General features: G+C 56.7%; 10 protein-coding genes. All 10 read right to left on the bottom strand.

Features of this window, described 5'->3' with window-relative positions; genetic code table 11:
• Positions 1-39: 39 nt before the first annotated feature.
• Positions 40-3,615 carry a hypothetical protein gene (locus tag AC0L2O_RS07960; protein ID WP_473369336.1) on the bottom strand — a complete coding sequence of 1,192 codons (3,576 nt, stop codon included), beginning with the start codon at positions 3,613-3,615 and terminating at the stop codon, positions 40-42.
• A 51-nt stretch (positions 3,616-3,666) separates the two neighbouring features.
• The gene (locus AC0L2O_RS07955; RefSeq protein ID WP_473369335.1) at positions 3,667-7,179 is read right to left on the bottom strand and encodes a cell wall hydrolase; all 3,513 of its coding nucleotides are present in this window, start codon (positions 7,177-7,179) and stop codon (positions 3,667-3,669) included.
• 8 nt (positions 7,180-7,187) lie between these two features.
• Positions 7,188-7,700 carry a virion core protein, T7 gp14 family gene (locus AC0L2O_RS07950; protein ID WP_473369334.1) on the bottom strand — a complete coding sequence of 171 codons (513 nt, stop codon included), beginning with the start codon at positions 7,698-7,700 and terminating at the stop codon, positions 7,188-7,190.
• A complete protein-coding gene (locus AC0L2O_RS07945; RefSeq protein ID WP_473369333.1) occupies positions 7,700-10,132 on the bottom strand; it encodes a phage nozzle protein in 2,433 nt (810 codons plus the stop codon). Before AC0L2O_RS07945 ends, AC0L2O_RS07950 begins: the two co-directional genes overlap by 1 nt.
• A complete protein-coding gene (locus AC0L2O_RS07940; RefSeq protein ID WP_473369332.1) occupies positions 10,129-10,758 on the bottom strand; it encodes a hypothetical protein in 630 nt (209 codons plus the stop codon). Before AC0L2O_RS07940 ends, AC0L2O_RS07945 begins: the two co-directional genes overlap by 4 nt.
• Before the next feature lie 65 nt (positions 10,759-10,823).
• Positions 10,824-11,798, bottom strand: coding sequence for a hypothetical protein (locus tag AC0L2O_RS07935; RefSeq protein ID WP_473369331.1), 975 nt, complete (start codon positions 11,796-11,798; stop codon positions 10,824-10,826).
• Positions 11,799-11,875: 77 nt separating this feature from the next.
• Entirely contained in the window at positions 11,876-12,778 is a 903-nt protein-coding gene (locus tag AC0L2O_RS07930) for a hypothetical protein (protein ID WP_473369330.1), read from the bottom strand.
• A complete protein-coding gene (locus AC0L2O_RS07925; RefSeq protein WP_473369329.1) occupies positions 12,775-14,373 on the bottom strand; it encodes a portal protein in 1,599 nt (532 codons plus the stop codon). Before AC0L2O_RS07925 ends, AC0L2O_RS07930 begins: the two co-directional genes overlap by 4 nt.
• Entirely contained in the window at positions 14,373-14,621 is a 249-nt protein-coding gene (locus tag AC0L2O_RS07920; protein WP_473369328.1) for a hypothetical protein, read from the bottom strand. The genes AC0L2O_RS07925 and AC0L2O_RS07920 overlap by 1 nt, the downstream gene beginning before the upstream one ends.
• Positions 14,622-14,640: 19 nt before the next feature.
• Positions 14,641-15,084 carry a GNAT family N-acetyltransferase gene (locus AC0L2O_RS07915; protein ID WP_473369327.1) on the bottom strand — a complete coding sequence of 148 codons (444 nt, stop codon included), beginning with the start codon at positions 15,082-15,084 and terminating at the stop codon, positions 14,641-14,643.
• Positions 15,085-15,332 lie beyond the last annotated feature (248 nt).

Here is a 15,332-nt window from a genome sequence, read left to right as displayed (position 1 = left end):
TCCTAATAGGGAGGTACAAGGGTCACTATCTGAGAACGTCTATTGTTTCAGTGCGTTGAAGATGGCTGTAAAGCCGTACGCGTTGCCGATGATCGGCGTTGCTTGCAGCGCGCGTACATCGTTGTTCGAGAGATTGCCCGTAACTGCGTGCCCCGGTATCGCGGCGATGTTGGACATTCTGTTCAGCGTCGTGAGCGCAGCAGGAGTGCTGAACACGTTACCGTCGATGCCTTGATTGTACGTGTTGAACTTCAGCGCATCCATGCCGAGCATGGTCGCAACTGGATCGCTCCACATTGGAAGCCAGCCCGTCATGTTGCTCAGACCGATTGCACCGCGCGCGAGCTTGTCAACAGATAGGTTCTCCGTTCTGCCGTTGATGGCCTGCTTCACACCGTACGCAGCAGCCGCAGTCGCGAGCCCTGCAAGGAACGTGTACGCAGCCTCACCATCCGCGAACTTGAAGTTGCGGCCTGCCTGCTTTTCCAGAGCGAGCATTGGGAATGCCTTCAGATGAAAGAACAGAGACGAGATACCGTCCTTGTGGAACAGGATGCTGCTCTCGCCTGCCATCGCCTTCTGTACGACTTGGTTCACATGCCTGTTCAACGCGAGCGAGAAGTCCTCAACGTCTTTAGCGTCCCACTTATCGAGGTTCAGCTTGTGCAGCGTACCGTCCTTGAACTCAACAATTGGCGGACGCGTGGCGTGCTGATTGACAGCAACCGGGTTCGCGTACTTACGCTGAATGCGAGAGTACAATGCAGGATCAAGTCCGATGTCCGCAGCACGTTCAGCACTGAGGTCATGCGCAAGCCCTGCCATGTTCTGCATGATCTTGTCAGCAGCGGATGTAACAGCGACACGCTGTTGGAAGTTGCGCACCGCGTAGAAGCCAGACGTGTACCCTTGCAGACGCTGACCGTGGTTCAGAACCGATGACAGCTTCTGCATCAACTCCGATTGCGCTGGCCCTGCCCGATCCATTTCAAGATTGAAGTCGTCTCGGAACAGCTTCTCTTCGGGCACGAGCACGTGCATGTGCTTTAGCTCTTTGACCAACTCTGAGGTCGGGTTCACAGCGTCACCGCGAATAGCGTGGCCTGCATGATCGAACCATCGACGCAAACCAACACTCGCGATCTGCGCTCCGGTCTCAGCCATCTGCGTCAGACCTAGTTGGTTCAGCAGGGCGAGGTTCGTTGCCTTCTTGATGTTCGAGTACAGCGGACTGATGCCGCCAGCGACAGGGCCTGCATCGAAGTACGAGAACATGTTATCGATGTCGTCGCCAGTCAGATGCTTGTCTCTGTCTATCGCGTAGTTGAACTTGTCGAGTGCGCTAGCACCAGTCTGCTTGCTGTGACCGCGAGCGTACTGTTCTTCCAAGATAGCCTGCTTGATGTCAGCACGATCAGTCCGTGATGCAATGCCCTTACGAGCCAGTGCAGAGCTACCCGCTGTACCGCGAGCACGTCGCGAGATTAGCCGCGCTACGTCAGTGTCAACGAGGTCGAGCAGGTTGATACCGTTTGATGCAGTGAAGCGAAGGTCAAGGTCGATACGTCCCTTCGTGTGACCGGCTTGTCCGCGCTTCGCGGCTTCGCCAGTAAGCGTATCGATCAGCTTGTTCGCCTCATGATCAGACACACCGTTCGACAACAAGGTCTCGCGCAGAAACTCCCGACCATCCTGCTGTAGGATACCGATCAGGTTCGTGTCCGTGCCGCGCTCTCCTGCGCGAGCACGCCGCACCATCGCTGCTGCGTACGTGTCAGCGTTATCCTTCGACATACCGTGCATGTGCACGTACGCCTCTGACACAGCCTTGGTGATATCGTCTACCGACTTGCGGCCAGTGCGAATAAGCTTCTCGATGTTTGATCCGCTCCACTTCTGAGGATAGTACCCGGAGTACGCCGTTAGGTTCTCATAGCCCTTGATGCTACCTTCGCCGGGGCGACCCTTGCCGATCTCGATGTCGAGAGCGGACCAACGATCAACCGCGTCAGCCGCAACTCGCACGCTCTCCGGTAGCTGTCGCTGTGTTCCGGGAGGATCAGACTTACGTGCGTTCAGTTCGGTGATGACTTGCCTGTTGAACTCTTCACGCTTCGCACTGTTCGTCACGCGCTCGTACCACGACAGGCCGTTCTCTTTGGCGTACAGCTTCACTGCGTCTTCGTACGCAGGCATGAAGGAGCCAAGCAACTGCTTCTCGTAGTGATCCTTCAGCATCGCAGCGGATCGGTTGTTGCGAACAACGCCGCTCGCGTTCTCAAAGATGTCATACGCCAGTCGCTTCGCGACCGACGAACCGGAGCGCCACATGCGGTCGAAGTCATTAGCCAGCGGCGATGATGCCAGCGCGTCATGGAAGCGAGCGCCAGCCTTGGCGACGGTATCGCCAGCCTGCCCCTTCGTGCTCAACCCGCTGTACTTCTCATTGTACTCTTGCTCGACGCCAGAGCTAGACAGCCAGCGCCGCGCCTTGGTAATCATGTCAGTGATGCGCTTGCTCTGAATGGTCGCGAGGGAGCCTTGCGCCTGAAGCTGCCGAGCGCCGATTGAGCCGCCGTTCTCACCCTGCACGTCGCGCATGGTAGCGCCAGCGGTCGCAACGTTATCGCCAGGACTTGCAGGAGCAGCTTCAAGATCAGAGAGCTTGATGACAGTGCCCACACCGCCTTCTTTGTCAGAAGGTAGCACGATGGTCTCCTGCGGAAACTCTTCTTCGGCCTGCTGCATAGCACGTGTGCCGTACACGTCATCGTGCATGTGCGTCTCGGAGCGGATGTCGCGCTGCGCCAGCGGTGCGCCGTCAGCAACGTACTCGTCGAACTCCTTAGCTACCTTCTCCACGCTCGCGTTCGCATGAACCTCAGTACGGTTCTTCTTCAACGCACCGCCAGCCAGCCCGAATGCCATGCCGCCGAGCCCGGCAGCAGGGATGCTAGTCCAGTCGCCAGTGGTCCCGGCCTCGAACGCAATCGTCTGCGCAGCGGCCTGCGTCAACGCGCCTGATGCAGCAGAGCTAGCGAGGCGTCCCCACTTCGTTGCGAGGATGCCGCCCTTGAAGCCAGCAGATGCACCACCGGAAAGAACCGCCAGCGGCGTATCAAGGTCAACGATGCCAGACAGGCCAGCGGCAACGAAGGTGCTAAAGCCTCCGCGTCGAGCCAGTATCTCCTGCTTGCTGATCTCGTCCTGCATGTCAGACAGGATCAGGTTGGCTTCAATGTCTGACGTGGCCAGTCTGAACTGGCTTTCAAGATGCTGCGGAATAACCGCGCGATGCCGTTGAATGAAACTGTCAGCGTTGAAGGCCGGATCAGGCGCAGGGGAAAGCATTTCGCGCTCACCGCGCTTGTACAGTTGGTACGCCCAATTGCCGCCGCTAGTGAACGACTTCATCACACTGTCGTTGAAGACAGCAAGGCTGTCATCGGTAGTGTGGTCGCCAATCGTTACGATGTTCGCTTCGTTCTCAAGACGAACAGTCTTAGAGGTAGGCTCACGCCCGATCAGGTCATCTTCCGACGCCGTGATCTGCATCCCACCAGCAGCCGGTAATAGACCTTGCGGGTCTTCTACCGGGTCTTCAAATCCAGCCATAGTACTCCTTGTGCTGGCCCACGCGTGAAGCGCAGGCCAGCCGGTTGATTTCTAGTTATCGAATGCGTTCGTCCTACCAACAAAGTCGTTGGCATCCTTCACAGCCTTCGCTGTACCTTTGAACATGGAGTTCCAGACCTTTGCCCATGATCCGGGTTGGGTCTGCTCCTTCGTGTACTCCGCACCAATGCTCTTGACATTGAAGTGCTTCGGCGCACCGAGCGTCTGCTTCATGTCCTTGTCCTTGTACAGGTCAACAGTGAGCACACCTAGTTCCGCGTTGTACGTGATGTACATCGGAGGATCGTGCGGCCTCTCGTTCTTGTAGTTGTCTGGACTATCGAACGTGCCCGGCGCAACCGCGCGAGCGATGCCCTGCGGGCTCAGTCCGCGTTCCAGATCGCCAGCGGCTTTGATCGTGCTGGCGACTGCACCGGACTGTTGGTCGGTGTACAGCTTGCCCCACAGAGCCGGGCCGTTCTTACGCAGGAAAGACGAGATAGCATCTTGCGATGCGTTAGGACCGAAGCCCTGTACGCCCATCGTCTTGTCAAGCTCCTTACCGGGCTTGGTGATAATGAGGTTGCCCATAACTGGCGTCGAGTGCGCCTGCAAATCCTGAAGCGCCTTCTCAAGCGACACTTCCGCGCGCTCGTTCGGGTTCTGGAAGTGGTACGCGTCCGCACGAGCATTCACGTAGTTCTCCGCTGTCCTGTTGTTCGTCAGGATGCGCTCTCGCTCGCTCCGGTCAGCAGTGTTTAACAATCGGCTCAGGAAGCCAGGATCAGTTCGCTCCAACAAAGTCTTCTTCATATCCACGTCCATCTTCTGACGCCAGATAACATCCTTGTTGATCTTGTCCTGCGGATCGCGGTTCGGATCATTCAGCAACTCGTGCGCCTTGAGCAGCGCCTGTTCTTTGGACAGGTCGCCAGCGTCGAGCAAGAACGCGTGCTCCAAGAGCGTGCGCGTCTGGTCGTCACCAACGACCTTCGACAGGTACGCTGGCGTGATGCCGGGCGTCGTCTTCAGCGTGAGCCATGTGTCGTAAGCCTGCACTGCTCCCTTCTTGAGAGTGCCGCCCTTGTCAACGATGTTCCCGCTGAGCGCGCCGACCAACTGTGATTGCGTCTGCTTATCAACGACGTTGTGGTTCTGAAGCTCAAGCATGACCTTGCGCTCAAGCTCAGGCTTCGCCTGCTCAGCCGTCATCTTGCCTGCGCTCACAGCATCGGAATACTGCTTCGCCCACTTGTCCTTGATTTGCTGCACGCCGTATTCTTCGGCAGTCACAGTTACGGGCTGACCGTTATCGTTCGTGCTCTTGACGCTTCCAGTAACAGTGCTCAGGCCGTAGCCCTGCGATATTGCACGGGCAACACCAGCCTTGATGCCGTCCTGCTCAGCCTTAGTCTTTAACAGCGTCTTGGCCTCGGAGCGCATGGAGTTCTGGTACTGCTGGCTGTCGGAGAACATCTTGCCGACAACGTGCTGCACGTCCTTCTCGGTAGCGCCGTACTTCTCAGCGATGGCCTTGCCTTGCGCAGCCAACGTCTTGAAGTCCCCGCCTGTAGCGATCTGCTGGTACAATCCACCAAGCTCATTGAGCATGTCGATGTTGCCCAGCTTGGAAGTGTCCTTGCCTTCCGCCCTGATCTTGTCAAGAGCGGACTGCGCTAGGGCACGCGCGTTAGCATCGTTCAGGATATTTTCGTTGTGAGCCTTGTCGATGTCCGCAAGGATCGTATCCCTGCTCTCTCCGCTCTCAGCACGCTTCATGATATCGTCGCGGAACTTCTCACGTCCGACGTTGAACTCAGTCTGCTGCTTGTCGCCGTGACGCTTATGCGCCTTGATAACTTCGTCGATCTCATTCGGCTTAGCGCCGAGCGAGTGCAGCATAGCCAGTCCACCAGCATCACGGAACAACGTGTCGTCACCAGCATCGAGACTACGACGCATCGCATCAGCAACAGCCGTAGCCTTGTCCTGCTTGTTCAGGCCGTTGTAGCCGTTGATAAGCTGTTGTACTTCGTTAGCGCCAGCCCTCTGAGCCGTACCGACTTGCGCAGTGCCTTCCTGCGCAGGCACCGCATTAAGGTCGCCGGGAGTACCGGCAGCAATAGACGTAGCCGTAACCTGCTGAGCAGGCTTGCCGTACTGCTTGGCCTGATCTTGATGCAGGTTCTCTGCGTACGCGTTCGCATCCTTGACGGACTTGAACTTGCCAAGGTGCTGCCCGGTCTTCCGGTACTCCGCAATAGCGTCTGCGTTAGAGACAACCTTGTCACCGACAACGGTAGGGATCAGTACCTGCTTGCCGTCCTCTTCAATGGAGATAGAGCGCACAGTGCTGATCGTACCGTCTGCGTTGTTCACAGTCGGTCGAGCATTCAGGTCGATGTTGCCTTGCTCAACAAGCCCGGCAGGAGCGGCACCAGTTGCCGCGCCAGCCTTGCCGACAAAGATATGCCCACCGATCTTGATGCGCCCACCGGCCCGCGCTGTCTCTTCTTCGAGCCATCTAGGGACGACGTTAGACTGATCGCCGTCAGCGACGAGCTTGGACATTCCAGCCGGGCTGTAGTAGTGCGTAGCGCCGCCAGTCGGATCGACATGCCGACCACTCATGACAGCATCGAACACCTGCCCTGCCCGTTCATAGATCGGGTTGCCGGGTCCATAATTGTACGGGATGTTGTTCCCGCCCGGCCCGGCATTCCAAGCCGAGAACTGTTTCGGCTGAAGCGCAACGCCTTCGATTGTAGACGGCCAGCGGCCATCACTGGCGCGGTTACGCATGACGTGCGCTACTGCGGCCAGCCCGTCAGCGCCCTCATTGGCGGCCTCGCCAAGCATGGTGCGGATACCAACGTCGCGATCCTTCGCGCTGATCGACAGGACCGGAGCAACAGGGATAGGCGACAGTGCCAACGGCTGACCGGGCTCTCGCCTAGATGCCGTTGCACTGGTAGGTGCCGTAGAAGCCAGCGTAGTCGTGAACGCGTTGATACGCTCACCGCGATTGTACTCGCTGTTCTTGATGGCATGTGCAGACGCAAGGCGTGGCGACATATCCTCGAACGCCGCGCTCGCAACCTTGCGTGAAGTCTCGTCAGTAAAGCCTGAGAGAATTTCCGCACGTCCCTTGCGCAGCTTCTCCTGATACTGCGCAGGGTCCAACTGCTTGTCGCTCTCGTCGAGAGCGATAGTCTGGTTAGTGAACCACTTGTTCACAGTGTCGCGAGCCTGAAGCGTACGGTAGCCTTGTGCAGTGAACGCGTTGCCCGTTTCGAGCATCTGCTGTTCCGTCACGCCGCTCTGATACGCGACCTTGCCTTCAGTGATCCAGTCGTCTTTCTTCTTCTCGAACTCTTTAGCGAGAATACCTTCAACACCGGACATCGCCTCACTGAGACCATCCTGCCTAGTCAGGCTCTGCGCGCTAGGCGTATGCGGTGCATGGATGTTAGATACTTGCAGCGAACGATCAGGGCGCTGCTCACGCGGGTTCTGAGCGAGCGGGTCTTGTACGACCTCGCGACGCCCATCATTATTCGCCATTGTATTCCTTACTTAGGCTTGCTGCTCTGATACAGCTTCGTCATGTCGGATGCGAAGTTGAGCATGTATGTTGCAGGGTTTGGATTGGGTATCGGGCTGTAGTCCATCTGCATCGCAGCTTGGAACGAACTCTGTACCCTCTGATTGTCGATACCGATGTACTGCGCTTGCAGGTCGGCCTTCCTTCTGCTCTGCGCTACTGCGGCGTTGCTCTCGACATCGAACAACACCGCGTTGACGGAGCGACCAGCTACGCCAGCGGCAGCAGCAGACGCTTCCGCCTGCGCTTCCGTGACGTACTCGCTGCGCTCAATCTGGAACGCCTGCTCTGCGCTGTTGCTGCGAGCCATGTTCTCATTGGTCGTGAGAATGTTCTGGTTCGCTGCATCAGCCATCTTGGTCATGGTATTCTTGTAGCTCTGCCAAGCACGCTTCGCTTCCGCGTCTTCCTTGGCTTGCTTATACGAGAGACCTGTACGCAGAGCCGACAGTCCGCCGCTTAGGGCTAAGTCAGCCCACATTAGTTACCTCCACGTTGGTTCGCGATGCGACGACCGCGCTTGTAGTATTGGCCTACGTACTCGATATCGATGAGCGTCATAGGCAGATGGCTGTCGGAGTAGAACTCGATCTCAGCATGTGTCACGTCCTCCCTGAACGGGAGAACGAACTTCTCATTGCTGAGCGGTTGTTCTCCAACAACGTTATCGATGTCACCGACGATATGCGCGTTGAATGAGACTTCAGGTCCGTCTCCGTACTTCGACCGAGCGCATCCAGCGATGTAGCCGGTGTCAGACAGGGAGGCGATGAAGTGCTTTGCACGCAACTTCGCTGTACCCATTACGATACCGTTCTGATCCTTCACACGCTGCATCGTCGGCATATACCGAGACTTGAACCGCGTACCGACAATGATGTCACCACCAAGCATGTTCTTCTTGAGTGTCACCACGTATCCAGTACCGGGTACATTCGCGATGCTCTTGATGGCAACGGTTAGTCCAGGCGCTTCACAGTTTCTACCCTGCACACAGACCAGCTTCGCCGAGTTCAGGTAACTGTACGGCAACACAAATGAGTTGTAGCAGTTCTTTACGTCGAAGCGTTGGTCGAGATACACCGGGTATCCAACATCGTCGCTGTCCTGCACGTCTAGCGGAAGTCGAAGCAGGTAATAATCTGTGCCGATCCGCTGCACGAGGTACAGCATATGCTCGTCGAAGAAGCTGTACACGATGTCATGCTCGAACCTCCATGTTGAGAGCGCAGATTGTATCTTCTTGTCGTCGGCCCAAATGTACTGGTAGAGGTACACGTCAGTCTGGTTCGCGTCAGTATGCACAAGCAGCGTCTCATAGTTCGCTGAGACCGTCAGCTTCCTCGCCTTGCCGACAAGGTATTCATTTGCGTGCTGCGTGATTGGCCGACTATCATTTCTGTCTGCCGTGCTCTCAGCGAAGAACTCGCGGATGCCAGTGAACCTACCGAAGTTAGACGAGAAGAACACGTTGCGCCCGGCAGAGACCGGATGCGCCGCTGGCTCGCTCTCGAACTTCGTGGTCAACACAAGGGCCGCGTTCATTGGCGTAAGCGCAGTGCGTCCGAAGATCACATGCTGTGCCTTGCGCGTGAACATCACCAAGTCTTTGTTGAATTGCACAGCAGCCAGCATCTGAGAACTTTCCACCGTCGAGTTCACGTCGATAGGATCAGTGTCAACAAGCGCAGACGCCGATCCACGCCAGAAGTGCGTTGGGCGGTTAGTACGTGACATGATGACGTTCGACCCTGACAGGAACACAGTACGTCCTTGGAACGTCGTCACATCGTTGATCTTGTTACCGACGAACGACGGGTCCGGATTAGACACTGTAGTTCCCACACCGCGTGGATCGTATGTCTCGCGAGCGAACGTAAACCCTGGTGCGTTGTACGTGAGCTTGTGTGGCATGGTCGCCGCATCGATAACGGTGTTCGTGTTTGGAGCTACGCATTCTTGCCAGTAGCCAGCGATACCGAAGCTCGCTGCGCTTGGCGTACTTGTTCCCTCAAGTGTTGACACTACGAACTTGAACCAAAGGTCTTTGTCCTTGTCTGAGTGCTCAGCTACGCGCACTGCATAATAGTGCGGAGCAAGACGCGGAAGATCAGAGAGCTTCGTTACAGTGTCTGTACACGACTTGAAGTTTATACCGCCTGCACCATCAGCGACGGTTGCAGTGAACGTCGTGCCGACAGGAGCCTTGATCCAGAACAGATCACCCACGATGCCAGCCGACCATCCAGCGCAGTAACCACTGCCGTACTTTGACCCGCTTAACGTCGATCCAAGCGGCTGCACACCAGTGTTGTGTAGCAAACCATCCAAGAGTGCAGATGCTACAGTAGACGTTTCGGACCAACGTGTATCGGCTTCACTGCCGTTTGGCGCGATGTAGTACGACACCTCGACACCATTGATGAGGATCGCGTACTTGGTTCCAAAAGAGCCGCCAAGCACTTGAAATATAGCAGCGCCAGTTCCTTCAGTGTTGAAATACCCTGTAGGCGATGCAGTCATTGCAACGGCGACAGCAGTGTTCGCAACGATTGTCTTATCCCTATCGTCAGTGCTGCACTTGATTGCACCGGAGCTAGCAAGGTACGTAGCAGCAGGCCCGGTTATAGTGACTGGTTGTGCGGCAGCGTTCAGATCGAACACGGAAACGCCACCGGGCTTAAACATCGCCAGGAACTTGTTTCCATCACGCGTCTGAAAGTTGTGCCATCCAAGAACGCTTGAAGCACTCGTAAGATAGCCAACAAGATCAGTAGGCGGTCTGCGCATCAATCCATGCACAGGGTTCGATGTCATGTTCTCTTGAAGAGTGCATTGACCATCAAGGCGATCACGCGGAGGCTGCTGCGATACGCCCTGTAGCAGCGAGCCTAATGATCCATCGACCTTCATCGGATAAGACCACCAATGAGATTAGGATTGCGTGCGAAGCCAGAGCCACGGATACCGGATTGCAGACGCCGCGCAGTCGGATTGTCCAACGCGTTCGTAGCCAGCGTTGCGAGTTCCTTTGCCTTCAGGCGCTGCCATGCAAGCATGGTCTCGCGTTCAAGCTTCTCGCTCTTGTAGGTATCGCCGTCGTCGTCTTGGTACATCTTCTGACGCGCGATGTGTCTCAGATAGCTCGATGCAACTGACGGCATATCTTCGATAGCAATGCGGGTTACGATGTCCACGACAACACCGACGTTGATAACGTCAGTGTGTTTGAATGTGTCGTATACGAAGTTCCCACGACGCGCGTAGCGAGCTTTCTCTTTGGGATCGGACTTGCTCCTGACATCCGAGATACGCATGTCGAGCGCAGCGGCGGGCACGGCAACGCGCCCCTGTGAATTTGGGACCAGCGTAAGCTCGTACTCGCGGTTGAACCACCAGCCGATCTGCTGGAAGTCGATATCCTCTGTGTCGAGGATACGTGATGCAGCGTGCACTGACGGATGCGTCGTCGTTACAGCACTGACACCGCTCTCTCCAACCACAGAGAGCATAGAGTTGATAATGGTAGCACGGTCCACTTTATATCCAATGCAAAAAGCCCGGCCACTCTTGCGAGCGACCGGGCGTAATGGGGTAGTTAGGCTTACGCCTTGAAGACGGCTCCGCACACGTCGGGACGGTTGACCGTCACACCGAACGCGAGGAAGCTATCGATGAACCACTGCTTCTCTTCGCGGTTGAACCAGATGTCGCTCGTGAGCGGAATGGTCTCGCCAGCGAGCAGCGACTTCGGATGCAGGATGACCGCGACGGACTTCGCCTGCGAAGCCGAGACATCGTACGCGGCGCTGTTGCCCGAGTTGGACAGGAAGTGTCCAGTGATCGCGGCAGTCGGGATGCGGGCGGTCTTGACGATACGCGCGCCCAACAGGGTCCAGATGTTCGCGCGAGCGAAGTCACCGTTGCCAGTCGAGTACAGTTCGTTGACGAGCTTGTTGTGGTCGAGCAGCACCTTGAACTGCGTCGGACGAACGAAGATCACCAGTTCTTCAACCGGGATTTCTTCCTCTTCCATCCGCACAATGATATCAGCGATAGCATTGTACAGCTTGTCGGGATCGAGTTCGTCACCAGCAGAGGTCAGGGTCTTGTTCTTGCCAGCGCCGATGGACTGCTTCGACGGAGTACCGTCACCAAGCACAGGCGCAGAGGCAGTCGAGCCCTTGATCGCCATGATGATGAAAGCCTGATCGAAGAAGTAGCCAAGCTCCTTACCGTGATCCTGAGCAAGCTCCATGCGCGCATCGAAGTGCGTCTGAAGATCGTTCAGCATCGAACGGTTGTCGCGGGCCAGCACGACCGTATCGACGGTCAGCGAGACCTTACCGAACGGCGTGGTCTCAGCCTGCGGACGAACGCCGGGCACGAGTGCCTTCAGCGTGGTACGACCGACACGGTTGTTCGTAATGGTATCAGTACCACGGACAGGGCGAACCTTCGCGTACTGTCGCATGGTGGCCGACTTCTTGAACTGGCTCTCAACCTCACCGCCGTACTGTTCGAGCAGGAGGTCTACGCCGACATCAGAAAGGTCGGGACCGGGAATTGTGAAAGACAATATATCTCCTATAGGGAATGAATGCAGACTAGTCCGCTGTATCTCCTAATAGGGAGGTACAGCGGTTAGTCCGTATGTTAGATGCCTGCGGCCTTGCCTGCCCGACGCCGAGCGTCGATGGCGGCGATCTCTGCGGGCTTCGCTCCGCGACCGTGCGCGGCCTTCAGTTCGTTGATGTAGTCGGCCCGGCTAAGCGCCGTACCAATGACTGTGCCAGTGCTATCACCGGACACGAGCTTGGACGTACCGATGCCTTTGGTCTGCGGTGCAGCATTGTACAGCCGAAGAAGCTCACGAGCGCCAGCCGCTGCGCGACCACCGCCTTCGTCCAGCAACGAACGGATGTCATCGATCTGTGCCTTGAGTGCAGGGTCAGCCTTCTCAGCCGTCTGTGCCCAGGTCTTCACGGTCGTCCAGTTCGCTTCGCCGCCGAAGATTTCGTGCGTCTGTTTGACGGTAGCTTCAGACGCAGCAGCCAGCTTCGTGTAGTGGTCTCGTACGCCAGCCATAACTAGCGTGGCCTTGTCCTTACCGAGCTTGGCTTCAAGTCCAGCAACGTCAACGTCGTTCAAGTCGCCAGACTTGATAGCCTTGGCGAAGAACTCGTTCGCAGCGTTCGGCCCGAGGCCCGCTTCCTTCAGCAGGTTAACCGCAGCCTGAGCGGCCGGACTTTCGGGGAAGGCCGTATAGGACTTCAGCGGTCCAGCAGCTTCCTTGTCAGCAGCCGCCTTATCGGCAGCTTCCTTGTCAGCCGTGGCTTTAGCTTCCGCTTCAGCAGCGGCCTTCGCAGCAGGGTCGTCATTGCCGCTATGATCTTCGTCGAGACCTTCCTTCTTTTCGGGCTTCGGCGGCGGCTCATTAGACGGCGCAGGCGGCGGCTTCGGGACACCATCTGTCCCGGTCGCGCCGGGATCGAGGTTATCCAACGTAGCGCCCTGCGCAGCGAGAGCCTTGTCTGTAGCGGTAGCTTCAGTCGTCATCCGTTCTGTGATCCTTGTACTGCTGCCTTACCGGCCTCTGCGGCAACGGTCCCGGCAGCTTTCATTTGTTCTTGTTTTGCAAGCGCGTCCTGCTGCTGCTGTTGCCTCTGTTGAAGCTCCGATTGCGTGAACAGGAACTTGTTGTAGTCCACTTGCAACTGCATACCGATGTACGCAGCGAACTTCAGCGGGTCGATGACACCGCGCACGTCATCAGGCACACCATTCAGCAAGCCGAGTGCAGAGACCCACTGTGCCACGTTCTCAAGCTCTCCCTGACGAGAGAGACTATCCATACCTGTGATGATCTGCGGCGTGATGCCGTTGTGAACACCATTGAACTTGATATGGTCTAGAGTAACGTACGCAGTCGGTAGCTGCCACTGTAGGGCGAGACGTGAGTAGATACCGCCGACAGACATTTCAAGCTCATTGGCTTGTAGCCTGATCTCTTCGGCAGTGACACGCTCAGCGTTACGAGTGAGTGTCGAGTTCAGCAGGAACGCTTGCGCGATCTGCTTCTCGTATCTCTCGATCATGGTGACGATGAAGTTCGCGTCGTTGAACTTGTCGAGCTTGATCGTTGTAACGTCACCGTCCTTGCCACTATGATACGAGCCAGCTTCTGACTTGTTCAGAGCATCAACATCGATCAGCGATGTAGGGTTTACGAGGAACTTGATGTCGCCCATGATACCGGCGAGGTTAATCAGCGCCTGCGTCAGAACCTCGATAGCGTGGAATGCGCCAGCGTAGTCTTCGACAAGACCGCGCCCGTAGTCTTCACCACGTACAAGCGTCCATGTCAGAGGAATCCACGGCAGCGTCTTGACGGGCCAACTAGCCTCTGTCGTATCAAGCTCGATACAACCAGCTTCCTGCTTCGCGTGAAACTTGCCGTCGTCTTGGAGCTTGATCTGAGTGTAGACAGTAACGTCAGTGCTGTCGTCGTACTCAGGCGCGTTAGACTGTTTGTGGGTGCGCAGTTGTATCTGCACGTCAGGATGGAACGTCTCGAACGCCTTGGTCTCGCGCGTCATGATCTCGATGACAGCGCCGCTAAGGTCTCGCACAACGCAGTAGTCGCGCAGATTGAATACCTGTACTGGCCGTCCTTCGGGATGATACACAAGCGCGTTGCCTGTCGCGACAAGCAACTGAGCAGCGAACGTAGCCTGCGGTCGGTAGGCAACCATATCGAGGTACTCGATTGCCTGACGCTCAGTGCTGTTGAGTTCGTTCTCGATCTTGGCGAGAAGCTTTGCGACTTCAGCCGGATCAGCGTTCGTACCGTCTGTCAGTACCTGGACCTTCTTCTTCTGATCCTGACTGAGGCTCAATCGGAAGAACGGGCCTTGCGGCCTGAACAGTGTCGAGACAACTTTGTTTGACAGATGGTTCACGGCGCGTGCGCCGATGCTGTCATTGCTAAGCTGTCGCTCAGTAGTCTCCGTCGCTAGCGTGTCGATAGGAAACAAGAATGGAAGCGTCCAGCGAGCGTACTGCTCACTGCGAAACTTGAAGCCACTCTTCTTACCGTCTAGCCTGTCCCACCTGTGCTGAAGCGTTCCCTTCGGCGCAGAGGGCGCGGTCATTACAGACCGAGCCCGCTACGACCGAGACCGCCTAGCGGCGTTCCGGTGATGCGCTTCTCAGTGAAGCCTTCGTACTGCGGAGTTGCAGAGTTGTCCTGCTTCTTCACGCCGTCGCCAACCTTCACGTCCGCATTCGGATCACGCGAGGTCATTGGTTGCGGAGTGATGACAGGAGGCGGCGGCGGAGGTGCAGCCTTACTCGATCCACCGAACAACGCGGCAGCGCCACCGAGCGCAGCCATCGTCATTGTAACCGGGTCACACAAATTACTTTATCCTTTTAGTTACGGTATGGCCTTCGCGCGTGTAGCCCAGCCGCTCGTACAGTCTCAGAACTTCCTCCGTGTTGACGCGCGTGCTCGTGCCCGCGCGTACATGCACGCAACCGAGGCGCATAGCGTCGTGCTCGAACTGCTTGATTAGTCGCGCGGCCAACAGACCGCCTCTGTATTCGGGGAGGATGTAGAGCAAGAGTTCGTAGGCGTTGAGTTCTGGATCGAACCAAGTCCGGCTTGAAGTGCCGAACATGAAGCCACGAAGATCGCAGTCTATGAGCCCGATGAAATTGGGCTGCTCAATCATAGAGGCGAGTGTCGTACTAACGTAGTCTACGTCGGGCTGCACCTTGTTGTAGTGCGGGCTCTCGACGTGTAGCGCGAGAAGCATTTCAATTATCAGCCCGACATCAACGGGCGTGATTGGTCGGAGCATTACTCTCCTATCTTGACGATTGCTCCTGTAGGATGAACGGAACGCACAGCCATAGGATCACCTGTGACGGTGCGCCCTTGCAGAGCGTGATGCTCGATCCAAGCAATGACTTTCTGCTCGCCAACGGACTGCATGAGTTCGTCGCGTTCAAATCCAGGCTCAACTTCATAGGGGCGGAATGCGTCACGTAGCGCCTTGATGAACTCCTGAGAGACAGGCGGTACTGCGACTGATGTTACGAATGAGGG

This window comes from Bradyrhizobium sp. Kon10 (assembly GCF_055807395.1).
This window is presented reverse-complemented; position numbering and strand designations above follow the sequence as displayed.